Origin of the sequence: Streptomyces sp. NBC_00358, from assembly GCF_036099295.1 — a bacterium.
Classification (GTDB): domain Bacteria; phylum Actinomycetota; class Actinomycetes; order Streptomycetales; family Streptomycetaceae; genus Streptomyces.
The window spans coordinates 5,490,367-5,510,666 of sequence record NZ_CP107976.1; the positions used below are offsets into that span (position 1 = coordinate 5,490,367).

The 20,300-nt window shown below is 70.2% G+C and carries 18 protein-coding genes and 1 tRNA gene; 8 read left to right on the top strand and 11 right to left on the bottom strand.

Annotated features, from left to right (window positions below):
• Positions 1-36 precede the first annotated feature (36 nt).
• Positions 37-1,737 carry a sodium:solute symporter family protein gene (locus OHT01_RS23435; protein WP_328555089.1) on the bottom strand — a complete coding sequence of 567 codons (1,701 nt, stop codon included), beginning with the start codon at positions 1,735-1,737 and terminating at the stop codon, positions 37-39.
• A gap of 179 nt (positions 1,738-1,916) precedes the next feature.
• On the opposite strand from OHT01_RS23435, the gene galT reads away from it, so the two are divergent.
• Genes galT through galK form a run of 3 tightly spaced genes read left to right on the top strand, consistent with a single transcriptional unit; the run spans position 1,917 to position 5,121 of the window.
• Entirely contained in the window at positions 1,917-3,005 is a 1,089-nt protein-coding gene (galT, locus tag OHT01_RS23440; RefSeq protein ID WP_328555090.1) for a galactose-1-phosphate uridylyltransferase, read from the top strand.
• Positions 3,002-3,967 carry a UDP-glucose 4-epimerase GalE gene (gene galE, locus OHT01_RS23445; protein WP_328555091.1) on the top strand — a complete coding sequence of 322 codons (966 nt, stop codon included), beginning with the start codon at positions 3,002-3,004 and terminating at the stop codon, positions 3,965-3,967. Before galT ends, galE begins: the two co-directional genes overlap by 4 nt.
• An 11-nt stretch (positions 3,968-3,978) precedes the next feature.
• Positions 3,979-5,121 (top strand): galactokinase, encoded by a 1,143-nt coding sequence (gene galK, locus OHT01_RS23450; RefSeq protein WP_328558230.1) that lies wholly within the window; start codon positions 3,979-3,981, stop codon positions 5,119-5,121.
• Between the two features lie 201 nt (positions 5,122-5,322).
• On the opposite strand, the gene OHT01_RS23455 is transcribed toward galK, so the two are convergent.
• A complete protein-coding gene (locus tag OHT01_RS23455) occupies positions 5,323-5,775 on the bottom strand; it encodes a GNAT family N-acetyltransferase (RefSeq protein WP_328558231.1) in 453 nt (150 codons plus the stop codon).
• A gap of 257 nt (positions 5,776-6,032) precedes the next feature.
• On the opposite strand from OHT01_RS23455, the gene OHT01_RS23460 reads away from it, so the two are divergent.
• Positions 6,033-6,800 carry a response regulator transcription factor gene (locus OHT01_RS23460; protein ID WP_326787288.1) on the top strand — a complete coding sequence of 256 codons (768 nt, stop codon included), beginning with the start codon at positions 6,033-6,035 and terminating at the stop codon, positions 6,798-6,800.
• Here OHT01_RS23460 and OHT01_RS23465 read toward each other — a convergent pair.
• On the bottom strand, positions 6,759-7,256 hold the full coding sequence (locus OHT01_RS23465; RefSeq protein WP_261703948.1) for a MarR family winged helix-turn-helix transcriptional regulator: 498 nt from the start codon (positions 7,254-7,256) through the stop codon (positions 6,759-6,761). The genes OHT01_RS23460 and OHT01_RS23465 overlap by 42 nt on opposite strands.
• A gap of 175 nt (positions 7,257-7,431) precedes the next feature.
• On the opposite strand from OHT01_RS23465, the gene OHT01_RS23470 reads away from it, so the two are divergent.
• Together OHT01_RS23470 and OHT01_RS23475 are read left to right on the top strand one after the other, a co-directional pair.
• A complete protein-coding gene (locus OHT01_RS23470) occupies positions 7,432-8,247 on the top strand; it encodes a trans-aconitate 2-methyltransferase (RefSeq protein ID WP_328555092.1) in 816 nt (271 codons plus the stop codon).
• Positions 8,247-8,615 carry a VOC family protein gene (locus OHT01_RS23475; RefSeq protein ID WP_328555093.1) on the top strand — a complete coding sequence of 123 codons (369 nt, stop codon included), beginning with the start codon at positions 8,247-8,249 and terminating at the stop codon, positions 8,613-8,615. Before OHT01_RS23470 ends, OHT01_RS23475 begins: the two co-directional genes overlap by 1 nt.
• Before the next feature lie 127 nt (positions 8,616-8,742).
• Here OHT01_RS23475 and OHT01_RS23480 read toward each other — a convergent pair whose 3' ends face one another.
• On the bottom strand, positions 8,743-9,423 hold the full coding sequence (locus OHT01_RS23480) for a TetR/AcrR family transcriptional regulator (protein ID WP_328555094.1): 681 nt from the start codon (positions 9,421-9,423) through the stop codon (positions 8,743-8,745).
• Positions 9,420-10,433: an acyl-CoA desaturase gene (locus tag OHT01_RS23485; protein ID WP_328555095.1), complete on the bottom strand. Its 1,014-nt coding sequence runs from the start codon at positions 10,431-10,433 to the stop codon at positions 9,420-9,422. The genes OHT01_RS23480 and OHT01_RS23485 overlap by 4 nt, the downstream gene beginning before the upstream one ends.
• 352 nt (positions 10,434-10,785) lie before the next feature.
• On the opposite strand from OHT01_RS23485, the gene ppc reads away from it, so the two are divergent.
• Positions 10,786-13,518, top strand: a complete 2,733-nt coding sequence (ppc, locus tag OHT01_RS23490) for a phosphoenolpyruvate carboxylase (RefSeq protein WP_328555096.1) — start codon at positions 10,786-10,788, stop codon at positions 13,516-13,518.
• Between the two features lie 120 nt (positions 13,519-13,638).
• On the opposite strand, the gene OHT01_RS23495 is transcribed toward ppc, so the two are convergent.
• The 6 genes from OHT01_RS23495 to OHT01_RS23520 all read right to left on the bottom strand — a co-directional run bounded on the left by OHT01_RS23495 (position 13,639) and on the right by OHT01_RS23520 (position 18,505).
• Positions 13,639-14,136: a hypothetical protein gene (locus tag OHT01_RS23495; protein ID WP_328555097.1), complete on the bottom strand. Its 498-nt coding sequence runs from the start codon at positions 14,134-14,136 to the stop codon at positions 13,639-13,641.
• Between the two features lie 133 nt (positions 14,137-14,269).
• Positions 14,270-14,881 carry an aminoacyl-tRNA hydrolase gene (pth, locus tag OHT01_RS23500; RefSeq protein WP_328555098.1) on the bottom strand — a complete coding sequence of 204 codons (612 nt, stop codon included), beginning with the start codon at positions 14,879-14,881 and terminating at the stop codon, positions 14,270-14,272.
• Between the two features lie 73 nt (positions 14,882-14,954).
• Positions 14,955-15,539: a 50S ribosomal protein L25/general stress protein Ctc gene (locus tag OHT01_RS23505; protein ID WP_328555099.1), complete on the bottom strand. Its 585-nt coding sequence runs from the start codon at positions 15,537-15,539 to the stop codon at positions 14,955-14,957.
• A 221-nt stretch (positions 15,540-15,760) separates the two neighbouring features.
• Complete coding sequence (locus OHT01_RS23510; RefSeq protein ID WP_328555100.1) at positions 15,761-16,735, bottom strand: ribose-phosphate diphosphokinase; 975 nt, start codon at positions 16,733-16,735, stop codon at positions 15,761-15,763.
• Between the two features lie 130 nt (positions 16,736-16,865).
• Positions 16,866-18,314: a bifunctional UDP-N-acetylglucosamine diphosphorylase/glucosamine-1-phosphate N-acetyltransferase GlmU gene (gene glmU / locus OHT01_RS23515; RefSeq protein WP_328555101.1), complete on the bottom strand. Its 1,449-nt coding sequence runs from the start codon at positions 18,312-18,314 to the stop codon at positions 16,866-16,868.
• Between the two features lie 119 nt (positions 18,315-18,433).
• Positions 18,434-18,505: transfer RNA gene (locus OHT01_RS23520), tRNA-Gln, on the bottom strand.
• Positions 18,506-18,817: 312 nt separating this feature from the next.
• Between OHT01_RS23520 and OHT01_RS23525 the strand changes: the two genes are divergently transcribed.
• A complete protein-coding gene (locus OHT01_RS23525) occupies positions 18,818-20,128 on the top strand; it encodes a sensor histidine kinase (protein WP_328555102.1) in 1,311 nt (436 codons plus the stop codon).
• Positions 20,129-20,300: the final 172 nt, after the last annotated feature.

The following is a 20,300-nucleotide window of genomic DNA, read 5'->3' on the forward strand; positions in this document are numbered from 1 at the left end:
TCTTGATTCTCCCTCGTCGGAACGGGTCGGGACTCGTCAGAACGAGAACGGGATGTAGCAGGCGGCGGCCAGGATCATCGCGCCCCAGCCCAGCAGGGCGGGCCTGCGGTACCAGGCGTCGTCTCCGGGGGCCGGCGGCTCGGCCATGCCGGGGGACACCGTGCCGTAGACCAGGCCCTGGAGGTCCTCCGTCGGCTTCGGGGCGGTGAAGAGGGAGACCCCGACCATCACCACGCCACCGGCCACGAAGGCGACGATCGCGGAGACGAAGTTGGCGCCCTGGTCGGAGGGGAAGCCGATGATGTCCTGCTTGTAGAGGACGAAGTAGTTCACCATCGCGGCCGTCGTCCCGGCCAGCAGGCCCCAGAAGCCCGATTTCACCGACGCCCGCTTCCAGAACATGCCGATGATGAAGACCGCGAACATCGGCACGTTGAAGAAGGAGAAGAGCGTCTGGAGGTAGCTCATGATGTTGGAGAAGGACGAGGCCAGGAAGGCCGTACCGATGGACGCCAGGACGCCGACGACCGTGATCAGGCGGCCGAAGCGCACGTAGTAGGAGTCCTCGCGGTCCGTCACCACGTACCTCGCCCAGATGTCGGTCGTGAAGACCGTGTTGAAGGACGAGACGTTGGCGGCCATACCCGCCATGAAGGCGGCCAGCAGACCGGTCACCGCGATGCCGAGGACACCGTTGGGCAGCAACTCCTGCATCAGGTAGGGGATCGCGTCGTTGTACTGGAGATCCGACCCGCTCGTGCCGATCTTCGGGACCAGGACGGCCGCCACCAGGCCGGGGATCATCACCAGGAAGACGATGAAGATCTTCGGGTAAGCCGCGATGAGCGGGGTGCGCTGGGCCGCGGAGAGGTTCTTCGCGGACAGCGCGCGCTGCACCTCGGCGAAGTTCGTCGTCCAGTAGCCGAAGGACAGCACGAAGCCGAGACCGAGCACGATCGTCAGCCAGTTGGCGCCGAGCGGGTTGGCGCTGCCGATGCCCGTGCCGCCCCAGGCCGTCGTGAAGTCGGCGCCGTGCGTCTTGTCGAGGGAGTCCGTCAGACCTCCCCAGCCGCCCACCCGGTTCAGGCCGAGCACGGTGATCGGGATCAGCGCCGCGAGGATCACGAAGAACTGGAGCACCTCGTTGTAGATCGCGGAGGAGAGACCGCCGAGGGTGATGTACGCGAGGACGAAGAACCCGGCGACCACGATCGCCACCCACTGCGGCCAGCCGAGCAGTGCCTCGACGACGATCGCGAGCGAGTAGAGGTTGACGCCGGCGATGAGGACGGCCGCGAAGGCGAACAGGATCGAACTCAGCAGGTGCGCCCATTTGTCGAATCGCAGGAGCAGGAACTCGGGCACCGAGCGGACCTTGGAGCCGTAGTAGAACGGCATCATCACCAGGCCCAGGAAGACCATCGCCGGGATGGCGCCGATCCAGTACCAGTGGACCGTGTAGACGCCGTACTGGGCGCTGTTGGCGGCCATGCCGAGGATCTCGGTGGCGCCCAGGTTGGCCGAGATGAAGGCCAGGCCGGTGATCCAGGCGGGCAGTGAGCGTCCCGACAGGAAGAAGTCGAGGCTCGTTCTCACGGAGCGGCGGGCCGCGAAGCCGATGCCCAGGACGACCACGAAGTAGATGCCCAGGATTGTGTAGTCGAGTGCGTTCGTGGGGAGACGCAGCTCGGCGGCGAGCAGGGTGCCCGGTTGGGGCGGATGTGTGGGGGACTGCATCAGAACTCGCTTCGTCGCATGAACCTATCGGACCGGAATCTATGCCTCCGCATTCAATAAATGCACCCTCCCGATGGTGACCTTTGTTTGATTGTGACGTTGACTGCGGTGGTGACTTGTGGTTTGTTGTGTTCGGTTATGTTTGAAGGTTTGATCGGGTGTTGATGGGGAGTCCGACTGTGAAGAAGACCTCGACCCGACTCGCCGACGGTCGTGAGCTCATCTACTACGACGCGGTCGACGACAAGGTCCGCGACGCGGTGGACCGGCGCCCGCTCGACCCGACCGTCACCACTTCGGAGGTGCGCCGCGACCCGCTGCTCGGCGACTCGGTGGCGATCGCCTCGCACCGCCAGGGGCGCATCTACCACCCCCCGGCGAACGAGTGCCCGCTGTGCCCGTCCTCCGGTGACCGGCTGAGCGAGATCCCCGACTCCTCCTACGACGTCGTGGTGTTCGAGAACCGGTTCCCCTCGCTCGCGGGCGACTCCGGACGCTGCGAGGTCGTCTGCTTCACCTCCGACCACGACGCGTCCTTCGCGGATCTGACGGAGGCGCAGGCCGGTCTCGTCCTGGAGGCGTGGACGGACCGCACCGCCGAACTGTCGCATCTGCCCTCCGTCGAACAGGTCTTCTGCTTCGAGAACCGTGGCGCCGAGATCGGTGTGACACTCGGTCACCCGCACGGGCAGATCTACGGCTACCCCTTCACCACCCCCCGTACCGCACTGATGCTGCGCTCGCTCGCCGCGCACAAGGAGGCGACCGGCGGGGAGAACCTGTTCGACGAGGTCCTCGCCCGTGAACTCGCGGACGGCTCGCGCGTCGTCCTGGCGAGCGATCACTGGGTCGCCTTCGTCCCGTACGCCGCCCACTGGCCGTACGAGGTCCACCTCTACCCGCGCCGCCGTGTGCCGGACCTGCTCGGACTCGACGAGGACGCGCGCACAGAGTTCCCCCAGGTCTATCTGGAACTCTTGAGGCGCTTCGACCGGATCTTCGACGGACCGGACGGTGGAAAGGACGGGGCGGGCGAGCCGCCGACGCCGTACATCGCGGCGTGGCACCAGGCTCCCTTCGGCCCGCTGGAGGAGTTCGAAGGCGTCAACCGGGACGACTTCGCGCTCCACCTCGAGCTTTTCACCATTCGCCGCACTTCCGGCAAGCTGAAGTTCCTCGCGGGTTCCGAGTCCGGCATGAACGTGTTCATCAACGACGTGCCGCCGGAGACCGCGGCTCAGCGACTGCGAGAGGTAGCGAGTTCATGAGTGGGAAGTACCTGGTCACCGGCGGAGCCGGCTATGTGGGCAGCGTGGTCGCGCGCCACCTGATCGAGGCGGGGCACGAGGTCACCGTCCTCGACAACCTCTCGACGGGATTCCGCGAGGGCGTTCCCGCCGGTGCCTCGTTCATCGAGGGCGACATCCGCGACGCCGCCAAGTGGCTGGACCCCTCGTACGACGCCGTCCTGCACTTCGCCGCGTTCTCGCAGGTCGGCGAGTCCGTGGTGAAGCCCGAGAAGTACTGGGACAACAACGTCGGCGGCACCATGGCGCTGCTCGCCGCGATGCGCGAGGCGGGCGTGCGCAGGCTGGTCTTCTCCTCCACGGCCGCGACGTACGGCGAGCCCGAGACCACCCCGATCGTCGAGTCCGCGCCGACCCGGCCCACCAACCCCTACGGCGCCTCCAAGCTCGCCGTCGACCACATGATCACCGGCGAGGCGGCCGCCCACGGACTGGGCGCGGTCTCGCTGCGCTACTTCAACGTGGCGGGCGCGTACGGCGACAGCGGTGAGCGGCACGACCCCGAGTCGCACCTCATCCCGCTGGTCCTCCAGGTCGCCCAGGGCCGTCGCGACGCGATCTCCGTCTTCGGCGACGACTACCCGACGCCGGACGGCACCTGCGTCCGCGACTACATCCATGTCGCGGACCTCGCCGAGGCGCACCTGCTCGCGGTCGAGGCCGCGACCCCGGGCGAGCACCTGATCTGCAACCTCGGCAACGGCAACGGCTTCTCCGTCCGCGAGGTCATCGAGACCGTGCGCCAGGTGACCGGGCACCCGATCCCCGAGGTCGTGGCACCGCGCCGCGGCGGCGACCCGGCGGTGCTCGTCGCCTCCGCGGAGGTCGCCCGGGAACGGCTCGGCTGGAACCCGTCCCGCGCGGATCTCGCGGGGATCGTCGCGGACGCGTGGGAGTTCGCACAGAACGTAGCGAAGGGGTAGCGGTGGATCAGGTGGGGGTACGTGAGGGCTTCGAGGAGCTGTACGGTGCCGCGCCCGAGGGCGTCTGGGCGGCACCCGGCCGGGTCAACCTGATCGGCGAGTACACGGACTTCAACGAGGGGTTCGTGATGCCGCTCGCGCTGCCGCACACGGCGGTCGCGGCGGTGTCCCGCCGGTCCGACGGCGTGCTGCGGCTGCACTCGGCGGACATCGACGGACCGGTCGTCGAACTGCGCGTCGACGAGCTGGTGCCCCGGTCGGACACCGGCTGGGCCGCCTATCCGGCGGGAGTGGTGTGGGCGCTGCGCGAGGCGGGCCACGCCGTCGGCGGCGCGGACATCCATCTGGCCTCCACGGTCCCCACCGGCGCGGGCCTGTCCTCCTCGGCGGCCCTGGAGGTCGTCACGGCCCTCGCCCTGGACGAGTTGTACGGACTCGGGCTCAGCCGCCCCGAGCTGGCACTGCTCGCACAGCGCGCGGAGAACGACTTCGTCGGAGTGCCGTGCGGGGTGATGGACCAGACGGCGTCGGCGTGCTGCACCGAGGGCCACGCCCTGCACCTCGACTGCCGTGACCTGTCGATCCGCCAGGTCCCCTTCGACCTCGCCTCCCAGGGCCTCGAACTCCTGGTCGTCGACACCCGGGTGAAGCACGCGCTCGGGGACGGGGCGTACGCGGAGCGGCGCGCGGGCTGCGAGGAGGGCGCGCGGCAGCTCGGCGTGTCCCATCTGCGCGACGTCGCCTACGAAGGCCTCGACGCGGCCCTCGCCCGTCTCTCCGACGAGCGTGTCCGCCGCTACGTCCGCCATGTCGTCTCCGACGACCACCGGGTGGACCGGGTCATCGCCCTGCTCGACGCGGGCGACGTCCGGGCCATCGGGCCGGTCCTGACGGACGGTCACGCCTCGCTGCGCGACGATCTGCGGATCTCGTGTCCCGAGCTGGACCTCACGGTCTCGGTGGCCAACTCCGCGGGTGCGTTGGGGGCCCGTATGACGGGCGGGGGCTTCGGGGGTTCCGCCGTCGTCCTGGTGGAGTCCACCGACGTGGACAGTGTCACCAAGGCGGTCATGGAGGCCTTCGCCGCGGCGGGCTTCACCGCTCCGCGGGTGTTCCCCGCCGTTCCTTCGGCCGGGGCCCGGCGCGTCGGCTGATCCCCGGGCTTGTTTCGCCCCCTCCGCCCCTGCCCGCCCCGTGCTCAGGGGGCTCCGCCCCGAACCCCCCGCTCCTCAAGCGCCGGAGGGGCTAAAAGATCTCATGCGCAGGGGGCTGGAAGATCTCGGGCGCTGGAGGGGCTGAGATGTCTTGGGCGCCGGAGGGGCCTTGCGGGGGAGGGGGTGAGGGGCGGGCTGCTGTCAGTCCCACCGCTTTGTGAGGGTGTACTCCGTGGTGCCCGGCGGGTAGTCGGGGATCACGCACGCCACCTCGTACCCCTGCTTCCGGTAGAAGTCCGGGGCCTGGAAGTCCCAGGTCTCCAGGCGGGCGGCGCGGCAGCCGCGACCGCCGGCGGTCGCTTCGGCCTCGGCGAGGAGACGGCTGCCGAGGCCCGTGCCCCGGTACCGTTCGTCCACCCACAGGTAGGTGACGTGCAGCCAGGTCGTCCAGGTGTGCCCCGCCAGACCGCCGGCCATGTCCCCGGCCTCGTCCATGGCCCATACATGGAGCGGGAGTTCACGTTCGTCCGGGGTCCCGCGCAGAGCGCGCAGCACCGGGGACGCCGCCGTGTTCGTGTCCAGCAGTCGTCTGCGGAGCAGATCGCGACGGTCTTTGTCTTCTCCTGTCTCGATAAGAAACATACGGCCCACCATAAACGTGCTGGCCAACCAGTTCTGCAAATTGCCTTCCGCTCACAGCCCCCGGCCGTACTCTGATGAACAGTGCCGGTGGGGGCCGGTGCTGATCAGGGGGCGAGACAGTCGGGTACGACGCCCGAAGTGGGGGTAGCACTTCCAGCACGGCGGCGGCCGTGCGGCTGCGGCACCCCGTTTTCCGGGTCGCAAGCGGGGCTCGGGATCACTTCGGGCGCCGTACCCGTACGGACCGTCCCCCGACAGTGGGGGTTTCAGTGGTTCGCATCCGAGTACTGGTCGTCGACGACCATCGCATCTTCGCCGAGTCGCTCGCCGCCGCACTCGCGGCCGAGCCCGACGTCGACGTTTCCGCGGCGGGCAGCGGCCCCGCGGCGCTGCGCTGCCTCGAACGCGCGGCGGCGGAGGGCCGCCGTTTCGACGTGCTGCTCGTCGACGCCGACCTGGGCGGCAATCTGCCCGGCATGCGTCCGGCGGTGCCCGTCCAGGAGAGCAACGAGGACGGCCTGGTGGACGGCATCTCGCTGGTCGCCGGGGTGCGCTCCGGGCAGCCGGGCGTACGGACCGTCGTGCTCGCCGAGAAGGACGATCCTCGCCGGGCCGCGCTCGCCCTGCAGGCCGGGGCCTCGGGCTGGGTCGCCAAGGACTGTTCGCTGTCGCGACTGCTCACCGTCATACGGGGTGTGCTGCGCGACGAGACGCATCTGCCGCCCGCCCTGCTCACCGGGGTGCTGCGGGAACTCACCGCCGCGCGCAAGCATCGGACGGAGAGTGAGCGGCTCGTCGAGTCGCTGACGCCCCGCGAGCGCGAGGTGCTGCGGTGCATGGTCGCCGGACTCGGGCGCAAGGCGGTCGCGGAGCGGCTCTTCCTCTCCCCGCACACCGTCCGCACGCACATGCAGAACGTGCTCGGGAAGCTCGGTGTGCACTCCACCCTCGCCGCCGTGGCACTGGCCCGGCGCGCGGGTGTCGGACCGGTCGACCTAACCGGGGATGTTGTCGAACGGGGCGGTCAACTGGCGTAGCAGCCCGGCCAGTTCACCGCGCTGCGCCCGGCTGAGCTCCGCGAGGATCGCCCGTTCCTGGTCGAGCAGGCCGGCCAGCGCCTGGTCGGCGCGGTCGCACCCCTCGTCCGTGAGGCGCACCAGCACACCCCGGCGGTCGCTCGGGTCCGGGAGTCGCTCCACCAGGCCCTTCTTGGTCAGGCGGTCGATGCGGTTCGTCATCGTGCCCGAGGTGACGAGGGTCTGGGTGAGGAGCTGTCCGGGGGAGAGCTGATAGGGGGAGCCCGCGCGCCGCAGCGCCGTCAGGACGTCGAACTCCCAGGGCTCCAGGCTGTGCTCGGCGAACGCCAGCCTGCGCGCACGGTCCAGGTGCCGGGCCAGCCTGCTCACCCGGCTGAGCACCTCGAGCGGTTCCACGTCGAGGTCCGGGCGCTCCCGGCGCCACGCAGCGACCAGCCGATCGACCTCGTCCTCCATGACGATCAGTGTAGTGGTTGTGTCGACATGAAGTCTCTTGATATGGAGTCTCTCGATGTGGAGTCTCTTGACGTCGAGAGACTTTTCCTGTGAGGCTGGAGACCTGAACGGTCCGGCCGCCGCCGCCCCTTCCCGCGGTCCGCGACCTCTCCGGCGACTTTCGAGGAGGCCACCCATGGCTGCCACCACCCCCAACTGGGACCCGGGTCAGTATCTGCGCCATTCCCGGCACCGGGCCCGTCCCTTCGCCGACCTCCTCGCCCGGGTCACGGAACTCCCCGCCGACCCGGCCCGTATCGCCGACCTCGGCTGCGGCCCCGGCAACGTCACCGTCCAGCTCGCCGACCGCTGGCCCACCGCCCACGTCACCGGCTACGACAACTCCGCCGCCATGCTCGCCCGGACCGCCGAGCACGCCGGTCCCACGGCAGGCGGCGGCCGGCTCGACTTCGCCCACGCCGACCTCACGGACTGGGCTCCCGCCGAGACGTACGACCTGATCGCCTCCAACGCCGCGCTCCAATGGGTGCCCGGACACCTGGAGTCGTTCCCCGGCTGGCTCGACGCGCTCGCGCCCGGCGGCACCCTCGCCTTCCAGATGCCCAACAACACCGACGCCCCGCTGCACGTCCTGCTGCGCGAACTCGTCGCCTCCCCGCGCTGGAAGGGCCTGCTCGGCGACACCCCGCGCCGCACGGACTCGGTCCACGACCCGCTCGTCTACCTGGACCGCCTGGAGGGCCTCGGCTGCCGCACGGACGTCTGGGAGACGACGTACCTGCCACTGCTGACCGGGCAGGACCCGGTGCTCGACTGGGCGAAGGGCACCGCGCTGCGGCCCGTGCTGACCGCCCTCGCGGACGATCCCGAGGCCCGGGACGCGTTCGTCGCCGAGTACCGGGACCTGCTGCGCGACGCCTACCCCGCGCGGCCGTACGGCACGGTGCTGCCGTTCCGGCGGCTGTTCGCCGTGGCCCGGAGGGAGACCTGATGCTCGCCGCCCTCGACCACGTCCAGCTCGCCGCCCCGCCCGGCTCCGAGGACCGCCTGCGCGCGTACTACCTCGACGCCCTGGGAATGACCGAGATCCCCAAGCCGCCCGGCCTCGCCGGCCGCGGGGGCTGCTGGTTCCGGGCCGGGACCGTCCACCTGCACCTCGGGATCGAGGACCCCTTCCGGCCCGCGAGGAAGGCCCACCCCGGACTGCTCGTCAACGGCATCGACGCCTGCGCCGCGCGGATCGCGGCCACCGGCGCCCCCGTCACCTGGGACGAGGAGCTGCCCGGCCACCGGCGCTTCTTCTCCGAGGACCCCGTCGGCAACCGCCTCGAATTCCTGGAGCCGCTCGTCGGCACGTAGCGAAAGGCCCCCGGGGGGCTCGGCTCCCCAGGGGCCTTCCGTCGCCCTCGCGCGGGCCGCGGGCCGGGCCGGGAGGGCAATCCCGGCCTCGCGCTCCCCGGCTCTCGCGCTTCGGGCACCGCGCTCGCTAGGCCTTGCGATGCCCTATCAGCCGCGGCTTGGGCTCCAGGCCGTCCAGGCCGTGCCACGCCAGATTCACCAGATGCGCGGCCACCTCCGCCTTGCGCGGCTTGCGGACGTCCAGCCACCACTGACCCGTCAGCGCGACCATGCCGACCAGGGCCTGGGCGTACAGGGGGGCCAGCTTCGAGTCGAAGCCGCGGCTCTTGAACTCGCGGCCCAGGATGTCCTCCACCTGGGTGGCGATGTCCGAGATCAGCGACGCGAAGGACCCCGTCGACTGCGGGATGGGGGAGTCGCGGACCAGGATGCGGAAGCCGTCCGTGTACTCCTCGATGTAGTCCAGGAGGGCGAACGCGGCCTGCTCGCACAGCTCCCGCGGATGGCCCGCCGTCAGCGAACCGGTCACCATGTCAAGCAGCCGGCGCATCTCGCGGTCCACCACCACCGCGTACAGGCCCTCCTTGCCGCCGAAGTGCTCGTAGACCACCGGCTTGGACACCCCGGCCTTCGCCGCGATCTCCTCCACCGACGTGCCCTCGAAGCCCTTGGCCGCGAACAGGGTGCGGCCGATCTCCAGCAGCTGCTGACGGCGCTCGGCGCCGGTCATGCGGGTGCGGCGCGCACGCCGCGGCTTTTCACTGCTGCTCGGGGTGCTGCTGGAGTCGGTCGCCACGCCGTCAATCATGCCGCTTCAGCGGTTTCCGTCTTGCGTCGGGAGCGGTTCCCGTCGTCGCTGCGGCGGGAATCGATACGCGAGCGTGACGGCCAGCGCACGTCGTACGCCCAGCCGAGCTGCTCGCACCAGCGGATGATCCGCGCCGAGGAGTCGATCTGGCCGCGGTCCACCCCGTGCCGCGCGGACGTCGGATCGGCGTGGTGGAGGTTGTGCCAGGACTCGCCGCACGAGAGCACCGCCAGCCACCACACATTGCCCGAGCGGTCACGCGACTTGAACGGGTGCTTGCCGACCGCGTGGCAGATCGAGTTGATCGACCAGGTCACGTGGTGCAGCAGCGCCACCCGCACGAGGGACCCCCAGAAGAATCCGGTGAACGCCCCCCACCACGACATCGTCACCAGACCGCCGATCAGCGCCGGCAGGGCCAGCGAGAGCAGGGTCCAGAGGATGAACTGACGCGAGATCGCCCGGATCACCGGGTCCTTGACCAGATCGGGCGCGTACTTCTCCTGAGAGGTCCGCTCCTCGTCGAACATCCATCCGATGTGTGCCCACCACAGGCCCTTCATCAGCGCCGGAACCGTCTCGCCGTAGCGCCACGGCGAGTGCGGGTCGCCCTCCGCGTCGGAGAACTTGTGGTGCTTGCGGTGGTCGGCCACCCAGCGCACGAGCGGGCCCTCGACCGCCATGGACCCCGCGATCGCGACCGCGATCCGCAAGGGCTGCTTCGCCTTGAAGGAGCCGTGCGTGAAATAGCGGTGGTAGCCGATCGTGACGCCGTGGCACCCCAGGTAATAGAAGAAGACCATCAGCCCGAGATCCAGCCAGCTCACCCCCCACCCCCAGGCCAGCGGCACCGCCGCGAGCAGCGCCAGGAACGGGGCGGCGATGAAGAGAAGAAGAGTGATCTGTTCGAGTGACCCCTTCTTTTCGCCGCCGAGGGTCGCGGCGGGGATCGAGGTGTCGCCGCCTTCCGCCTGCGGGGCGTCGTCGATCACATCGGAACTCGTGGTCATGGGCGTCCCCTGTGGGGTTCGAAGGAGATGGAGGGCGGGGAAGAGTGTCCGGGTACGAAACCCAGGGTCCCCCCGTCCTCCGACGGGAATACCTACGGGTCCGTAACCTACGGCGTCGTAAGTATGTCAGCGCGTAGCACGGCGGCAAGAGCCCGTGAGCCTGCGCGTCCGAGGGGACACCTATCCTTGGAGTCGGTCGGACAGCGCGGTCCGTTCTGATTTCTTCCCGGATGCCACCTCCCTGAGCGGCACCCGCCGCGCGCGGTCGCCACCCGGGTTCCCTCCCAGACGAGCTTCAGACGAGATTTCCCCACTCTTCGGACGAGCTTCAACACTGCAAGGAGCCGCACCTGTGAGCAGTGCCGACGACCAGACCACGACGACCAGCAGCGAACTGCGCGCCGACATCCGCCGACTGGGCGATCTGCTCGGCGAGACCCTCGTACGGCAGGAGGGCCCCGAGCTCCTGGAACTGGTCGAGAAGGTCCGCCGCCTGACCCGCGAGGACGGCGAGGCCGCCGCCGAGCTGCTGCGCGGCACCGAACTGGAGACCGCCGCCAAGCTGGTCCGCGCCTTCTCGACCTACTTCCACCTGGCCAACGTCACCGAACAGGTGCACCGTGGCCGCGAGCTGCGCGCCAAGCGCGCCGCCGAGGGCAGCCTCCTCGCCCGTACGGCCGACCGCCTCAAGGACGCCGACCCCGAGCACCTGCGCCAGACCGTCAAGAACCTCAACGTGCGCCCGGTGTTCACCGCCCACCCCACGGAGGCGGCCCGGCGCTCGGTCCTCAACAAGCTGCGGCGCATCGCCGCGCTCCTGGAGACCCCGGTCATCGAGGCCGACCGCCGCCGCTACGACACCCGCCTCGCCGAGAACATCGACCTGGTGTGGCAGACCGACGAGCTCCGGGTCGTCCGCCCCGAGCCCGCCGACGAGGCCCGCAACGCCATCTACTACCTGGACGAGCTGCACGCCGGCGCCGTCGGCGACGTCCTGGAGGACCTCACCGCGGAACTGGAACGCGTCGGCGTCGTCCTCCCGGACGAGACCCGGCCGCTCACCTTCGGCACCTGGATCGGCGGCGACCGCGACGGCAACCCGAACGTCACCCCCGAGGTGACCTGGGACGTCCTGATCCTCCAGCACGAGCACGGCATCAACGACGCCCTGGAGCTCATCGACGAGCTCCGCGGCTTCCTGTCGAACTCCATCCGCTACACCGGCGCGACGGAGGAACTGCTGGAATCCCTCCAGACCGACCTGGAGCGCCTGCCCGAGATCAGCCCCCGCTACAAGCGCCTCAACGCCGAGGAGCCCTACCGCCTCAAGGCCACCTGCATCCGGCAGAAGCTGGAGAACACCAAGCAGCGCCTGGCCAAGGGCACGTCCCACGAGGACGGCCGCGACTACCTCGGCACCGCCGAGCTGCTGCGCGACCTCACCCTCATCCAGACCTCGCTGCGCGAGCACCGCGGCGGCCTGATCGCCGACGGCCGCATGAACCGCACGATCCGCACGCTGGCCGCGTTCGGCCTCCAGCTCGCCACCATGGACGTACGCGAGCACGCCGACGCCCACCACCACGCCCTCGGCCAGCTCTTCGACCGCCTCGGCGAGGAGTCCTGGCGCTACGTGGACATGCCGCGCGACTACCGCGCCAAGCTCCTCGCCAAGGAACTGCGCTCCCGGCGCCCGCTCGCCCCGACCCCCGCGCCGCTGGACGCCGCCGGCCACAAGACCCTCGGGGTCTTCGAGACCGTCAAGCGCGCCCTGAAGATCTTCGGGCCCGAGGTCATCGAGTCGTACATCATCTCGATGTGCCAGGGCGCCGACGACGTCTTCGCCGCCGCCGTCCTCGCCCGCGAGGCCGGACTGCTCGACCTGCACGCCGGCTGGGCGAAGATCGGCATCGTCCCGCTCCTGGAGACGACCGACGAGCTCAAGGCCGCCGACACGATCCTGGAGGACATGCTCTCCGACCCCTCGTACCGCCGCCTCGTGGCGCTGCGCGGGGACGTCCAGGAGGTCATGCTCGGCTACTCCGACTCCTCCAAGTTCGGCGGCATCACCACCTCGCAGTGGGAGATCCACCGCGCCCAGCGCCGGCTGCGCGACGTGGCCCACCGCTACGGCGTCCGGCTGCGCCTCTTCCACGGCCGCGGCGGCACCGTCGGCCGCGGCGGCGGCCCCTCGCACGACGCGATCCTCGCGCAGCCCTGGGGCACCCTGGAGGGCGAGATCAAGGTGACCGAGCAGGGCGAGGTCATCTCCGACAAGTACCTGGTCCCCTCGCTCGCCCGCGAGAACCTCGAACTGACGGTCGCCGCCACTCTCCAGGCCTCCGCCCTGCACACCTCGCCCCGCCAGTCCGACGAGTCGCTGGCCCGCTGGGACGCGGCGATGGACGTCGTCTCCGACGCCGCCCACTCCGCCTACCGGCGGCTCGTCGAGGACCCCGACCTGCCGACGTACTTCCTCGCCTCCACGCCGGTCGACCAGCTCGCCGACCTGCACCTGGGCTCGCGGCCCTCGCGCCGCCCCGGCTCGGGCGTCTCGCTCGACGGACTGCGCGCCATCCCGTGGGTCTTCGGCTGGACCCAGTCCCGGCAGATCGTGCCCGGCTGGTTCGGCGTCGGCTCCGGTCTCAAGGCGCTTCGCGAGGCGGGCCTGGACACCGTGCTCGACGAGATGCACGAGCAGTGGCACTTCTTCCGGAACTTCCTCTCGAACGTCGAGATGACCCTCGCGAAGACCGACCTGCGGATCGCCCGCCACTACGTCGACACCCTCGTCCCCGACGAGCTCAAGCACGTGTTCGACGTCATCGAGGCCGAGCACGAGCTGACCGTGCGCGAGGTGCTGCGCATCACCGGCGGGGAGACCCTGCTCGACACCCACCCGGTGCTCCAGCAGACCTTCGCCATCCGCGACGCCTACCTGGACCCGATCTCCTACCTCCAGGTCGCCCTCCTCAAGCGCCAGCGCGACGAGGCGGCGGCGGGACAGCACCCGGACCCGCTGCTCTCGCGGGCCCTGCTCCTGACCGTCAACGGTGTGGCGGCGGGACTGCGCAACACCGGCTGACCGGGCCACAGCGGCCACACCGGCCGAGCAGACAGGAAGGCGCCCTCCGCGCTCGTACCCGTTACGAGCGCGGAGGGCGCCTTCAGTTGTCCGCGCGGGTGCCCTCGGTGCGTGCCGTGCCTACAGGACCAGGAACGTGGCCGTCAGCAGCGCGATCCCCGTGCCCGCCATCAGCCAGGCCACCCGGGTCAGCCGCAGACCGCCCGCGACCACCACCGAGGCCAGCAGCAGCGCGCCCGCGAGAGGGACCCAGGCGTAGAGCAGGCCGGCCGGACCGCTGCGAACGACCTCGTCGCTGCCCGGCTTCACCGTGACCGTGTACGTGCGGCCCTTCTTCACCGCCACCGACTGCTCGATGACGACCCGGGCCCGCGCCCGCGAACCCGGCGAGACGGGCGTGTACGGCCCGCTGCACACCTCGCCCGAGCAGGCCCGCACCGCGATCGTGCCCTGCTCCCGGCCCTTGCTCAGCATCACGTGCTGCGCGGTGCCCCAGGACGCCCAGACACCCGCGATCAGGATGAGCCCGGTGACCAGACCCATCGCCGCGAGCTGCCCGAACCGCAGCGCCGCGTACGCGCTCTGACTGGAGGTGACGGCACGCATGGCGGGGATCATTGGCCATGGCCGCGCGCTCGGTCAACTCCGGTGGGGGACAAGTCGGCAGTTGTACGAGTACGTCGACCATCCGCCGGCGTCCCGCGGCCTCCTGGGCCGTCCACCGGGAGCCGTCCGCGCCCCGGGCCGTCCCTCAGGAGTTGTACGTGCTCTGGGCCCGCTCCAGGCCCTCGATCACCAGAGCCTCCACCGCGTCCGCCGCGCGGTCCACGAAATAGTCCAGCTCCTTGCGCTCGGCCGACGCGAAGTCCTTCAGCACGAAGTCCGCGACCTGCATACGGCCCGGAGGGCGCCCGATGCCGAACCGCACCCGGTGGTAGTCCGGGCCCATCGCCTTCGTCATGGACTTCAGCCCGTTGTGGCCGTTGTCGCCGCCGCCCAGCTTCAGCCGCAGCACGCCGTAGTCGATGTCGAGCTCGTCATGGACCGCAACGATGTTCGCCGTCGGCACCTTGTAGAAGTCCCGCAGCGCGGTCACGGGACCACCCGACAGGTTCATGTACGACATCGGCTTGGCCAGGATCACCCGGCGGTTGCCCGGACCGGGCGGCCCGATCCGTCCCTCGATCACCTGGGCCTGCGCCTTGCCCGCCCGCTTGAACTTCCCGCCGATCCGCCCGGCCAGCAGGTCGGCCACCATGAAGCCCACGTTGTGGCGGTTCATGGCGTACTCGGGGCCCGGGTTGCCGAGGCCCACGATCAGCCAGGGCGCGTTGGCGTCGGTCGTCACGTCCGTGTCTCCCATGTGTCCGTGATACGCGGCAGCCGCCGCTCCCGACAGGAGCGGCGGCTGACACAGATGAAGATTCCCGGGGGGATCAGGCCTCGGCGGCCGCGGACTCGTCCTCGGCGGCCGGCTCCTCGGCCTGCGCCGACAGGACCTGGATGACGACCGCGTCCTCGTCGATCGCCAGCGTGGTGCCCTTGGGGAGCTTGATGTCCTTGGCGTGGATGGAGGCGCCGGCCTCCAGGCCCGCGATGGAGACGGTGACCGACTCCGGGATGTGGGTGGCCTCGGCCTCGACCGTCAGCGTGTTCAGCACGTTCTCGACGAGGAAGCTGCCCGGGGCCAGCTCGCCCTCGGTGTGCACGAAGACCTCGACGGTGACCTTCTCGCCGCTCTTCACGAGGAGCAGGTCGACGTGGTCGAGGCTGCCCTTGATGGCGTCACGCTGGACGGCCTTCGGGATCGCGAGCTGGGTCTTGCCCTCAAGGTCCAGGGTGAGCAGGACGTTCGCGGTACGCAGGGCGAGCTGCAGCTCGTGGCCCGGGAGCGTGATGTGGAGCGGCTCGGTGCCGTGACCGTAGACGACGGCGGGGACCTTGGCCTCGCGGCGGATGCGGCGGGCGGCGCCCTTGCCGAACTCGGTGCGGGTCTCGGCGGCGAGCTTGACCTCGGACATGTTCACTCCTCGTAGAACGTGGGGATGGGGGTCCCCCCTGCTCGACCGAAGTGGAGAGCTCGGGGAGGTCACCCGGCCAAACATCGGCCTGCTACGAAGAGCGCGTCGATAACGGACCGCCGCACACAAAAGTGCGGCCTCCCTCGCCGAGCAACTGTGACAGCTTACGGGGCGGGGAGGCCGTACATGAAATCGATCTAGGCGACCGGCGGGACCGGGGCCTACTGCTCCTCGAACAGGCTCGTGACCGAGCCGTCCTCGAAGACCTCACGCACCGCGTTCGCGATCGTCGGCGCGATCGACAGCACCGTGATCTTGTCGAGCTCCAGCTCGCCGGGGGTCGGCAGGGTGTCCGTGAAGATGAACTCGCTGACCTTGGAGTTCTTCAGGCGGTCGGCCGCCGGGCCGGAGAGCACGCCGTGCGTGGCCGTGACGATGACGTCCTCCGCGCCGTGCGCGAACAGCGCGTCCGCCGCGGCGCAGATCGTGCCACCCGTGTCGATCATGTCGTCGACGAGGACGCAGACGCGGCCCTTCACGTCACCGACCACCTCGTGCACGGTGACCTTGTTGGCGACGTCCTTGTCGCGGCGCTTGTGCACGATCGCCAGCGGCGCGTCCAGACGGTCGCACCAGCGGTCGGCGACCCGCACCCGGCCGGCGTCCGGGGAGACGACGGTGAGCTTGGACTTGTCGACCTTGGCGCCCACGTAGTCCGCGAGGATCGGCAGCGCGAACAGGTGGTCGACCGGGCCGTCGAAGAAGCCCTGGATCTGGTCCGTGTGCAGATCGACCGTGAGGATGCGGTCCGCACCGGCCGTGCTCATCAGGTCCGCGATCAGACGCGCCGAGATCGGTTCACGTCCACGGTGCTTCTTGTCCTGGCGGGCGTAACCGTAGAAGGGCACGATCACCGTGATGCTCCGGGCGGAGGCCCGCTTCAGAGCGTCGATCATGATCAACTGCTCCATGATCCACTTGTTGATGGGAGCCGTGTGGCTCTGCATCAGGAAGCAGTCGGCGCCGCGGGCGGACTCCTGGTAGCGGATGTAGATCTCGCCGTTCGCGAAGTCGAAGGCCTTCGTCGGGACGACCCCGACACCCAGCTTGTGGGCGACCTCCTGGGCAAGCTCGGGGTGGGCGCGGCCGGAGAAGAACATCATCTTCTTCTCGCCGGTCGTCTTGATCCCGGTCACAGCACTGTCTCCTCAGAGGTCTTCTCAGTGGGCGTGGGAGGCCTTCTCAACTGGCGTGCGAGAGGCTTCTCAGCTGGGGTGCGGGTGTGCACTTATCACGGTACGCCGTCCCGGACGGCCCGCTTTCCGGTCAGCCTTCGCCTTCGGGGTCACGGGAAGCGGTCTCGGCGGCCTTCGCCGCCGCGCTTCCCGGACGCTTGCGGGCCACCCAACCCTCGATATTCCGCTGCTGGCCACGGGCCACGGCCAGCGAACCGGGCGGCACGTCCTTGGTGATGACCGAGCCCGCCGCGGTGTACGCGCCGTCCCCGACCGTGACAGGAGCCACAAACATGTTGTCCGAACCCGTGCGGCAGTGCGAGCCGATCGTCGTGTGGTGCTTGTCCTGCCCGTCGTAGTTCACGAACACGCTCGCCGCACCGATGTTCGAGTACTCGCCGATCGTCGCGTCACCCACGTACGACAGGTGCGGGATCTTCGTGCCCTCGCCGATCGTCGCGTTCTTCGTCTCGACGTACGTACCGACCTTCGCCTTCAGGCCGATCCGCGTTCCCGGACGCAGATACGCGAACGGCCCGACACTGGCCTGCGGACCCACCTCGGCGCTGACGGCCACGGTGTTGTCGATCCGCGCGCCCGCGCCCACCCGGGTGTCCTTCAGGCGGCAGTTGGGGCCGACCTCGGCTCCCTCGGCCACATGCGTGGCGCCCTGGAGCTGCGTCCCGGGGTGCACGATCGCGTCCTGCCCGAAGGTGACCGTCACGTCGACGAAGGTCGTCGCGGGGTCGACGACGCTGACGCCGGCCAGCATGGCCCGCGTGAGCAGCCGGTCGTTCAGGATGCGGCGCGCCTCGGCGAGCTGCACGCGGTTGTTGATGCCGGCGATCTCGCGGTGGTCGGCGGCGACGGCCGCGCCCACCCGGTGTCCGGCCTCGCGCAGGATTCCGAGGACGTCCGTCAGGTACTCCTCGCCCTGGCTGTTGTCCGTCCGGACCTTGCCGAGCGCGTCGGCGAGCAGCTGTCCGTCGAAGGCGAAGACACCGGAGTTGATCTCACGGATCGCGCGCTGGGAGTCGCTCGCGTCCTTGTGCTCGACGATCGCGGTGACCGCGCCGCTGGCGCCGTCCCGCACGATGCGGCCGTAGCCGGTGGCGTCGGGGACCTCGGCGGTCAGCACGGTGACGGCGTTGCCGTCGGCGCTGTGGGTCGAGGCGAGTGCGAGCAGGGTCTCGCCGCTGAGCAGGGGGGTGTCGCCGCAGACCACGACGACGGTGCCGGCCACGCCCTCGCCGAGCTCTTCGAGGCCCATCCGCACGGCGTGCCCGGTGCCGTTCTGCTCGGCCTGCACCGCGGTCCTGACGCCCGGGTCGATCTCCGCCAGGTGCGCGACGACCTTCTCGCGGGCGTGTCCCACGACGACGACCAGGTTCTCGGGGTCCAAGTCGCGCGCGGCGGCGAGCACATGACCGACGAGGGAGCGTCCGCAGATGTCGTGCAGGACCTTGGGTGTGGCCGATTTCATACGGGTGCCCTCACCCGCTGCGAGAACGACGACGGCTGCCGGGCGATTGGCGCTCACGGGTTTGCCCTTCGGCTTCGGATGACGTGGGGTGTGGACATCCGCAGGATACCGGGGCGAATCAGGAGGCATGTGGGAGAGGGCCCTGATCACGATGTCAGGACCCGAATCGACCGAGGCTCCCCCGCCAGGACTCGAACCCGGACAGATGGCACCAAAAGCCACAGTGCTGCCAATTACACCACGGGGGAATGAACCCGATCGAACCGGACAATTGGTCGGCTCGTCGAGTCGGCACCCAACACTATGCCGTACCGGGTGCCCTCCGTGCGACGGTACAACTCGGGGCTCCCCGTGCGGCAGATGGCCGGGGGGCCGGGCGGGCGCCTGCGGTGTTTCGCGGCGTTCGTGACGTCCCGGTGTTTGCGTTCCTGTGCTTGCGCCCTTGAGTTCGTGTCGGGCCCGACGGCCTTGCGGGGGCGGTGACCGCCCGCGGGGTGTGGTGTAGGCCAGTAGCCAAAACTCACCGGAAATGGGCCGGGGGGCGACCGTAGGCTGGAGGCATGACCACGACGGGGGAAGAGCACACCGCGGCCAGGACCGGGCCGTGGTGGTGGGTCGGATGGCGCGGTGCGGTGCTGGACGCGGGGCTCGCCCTGGTGTCCGCGGTCGAGTGCGGCGGCGAGGGGGTCCGCTTCGCGCACGACGCGGGGCTGCCCGCTCCGGTGGGTGTCGCGTTCGGGGCGATGGCCGGGTCCGTACTGCTGGTGCGGAGGAAGTGGCCGATCGCGGTCGTCCTGGTGTCCATCGCCATCACGCCCGCCCAGATGGGCTACCTGATGGGGCTCGTCGGGCTGTACACGCTCGCCGCGTCCGAGCTGCCGCGCCGCATCACCGCGGCGCTGGCGGGCATGTCGTTCGCCGGCATGCTGATCGTCACGTTCGTCCGGGCGCACCAGAGCGTGGTGCGCGGGGACGTGACGATGGGCAACTGGTTCGTCCCGTTCGCCTCCATCACGACGGCGATCGGGATGACCGCGCCGCCCGTGCTGCTCGGGCTGTACATGGGGGCCAGGCGGCGGCTGATGGAGAGCCTGCGGGAGCGGGCGGACTCGCTGGAGCGGGAGTTGCAGCTGCTCGCGGAGCGGGCGGAGGAGCGGGCGGAGTGGGCGCGCAACGAGGAGCGGACCCGGATCGCGCGGGAGATGCACGACGTGGTCGCGCACCGGGTCTCCCTGATGGTCGTGCACGCGGCGGCCCTTCAGGCGGTCGCCCGGAAGGATCCCGAGAAGGCCGTGAGGAACGCCGCCCTGGTGGGTGACATGGGGCGTCAGGCGCTCACGGAACTGCGGGAGATGCTGGGCGTGCTGCGCTCGGGGGACGGGCTGGCCGCGCGGGTGCCGTCGGTGCCGCTGGCGGCGGTGGGGGTGGCCGCGGCCGCCGCGGCGTCGCGGGCGGCGGACGATTCCGGGGCGGGCGAGGGGCCGAGTCTGGCCGAGATCGACGAGCTGATCGGGCAGTCGGCGGCGGCCGGGATGGTCGTGGCCCTGTCGGTCGAGGGGGACACGCGCGGGTACGCCCGGGAGATCGAGCAGACCGCCTACCGGGTGGTGCAGGAGGCGTTGACGAACGTCCACAAGCACGCGGCGGGGGCGAAGACGTACGTCCGGCTGGCGCATCGGGTGTCCGAGATCGCGATGCAGGTGGAGAACGAGTGTCCGCCGGAGGTGGGGGTGGGGTCGTCCGTGCGGTTGCCCAGCGGGGGGAACGGGCTGCTGGGCATGAAGGAGCGGGTGGCCGCCCTGGGGGGCGTGTTCGTCTCGGGGCCCACGGACGCGGGGGGATTCCGGGTGTCGGCGGTCATCCCGGCGTAGCTCGCCTCTGGCGGTTCGCGGTTCGCGGTTCGGGTTCCGTCCGGTGGGTGGGTCGGGGCCGTGCCGGTACATCCGCCCGCATCCGAACGGATCCCACCGGGGTTGCTACGTGTTCGTGGGTGACGATCCGTCCGGCCTGCGGGCATTTGATGTACCGGCACGGCCCCGACGG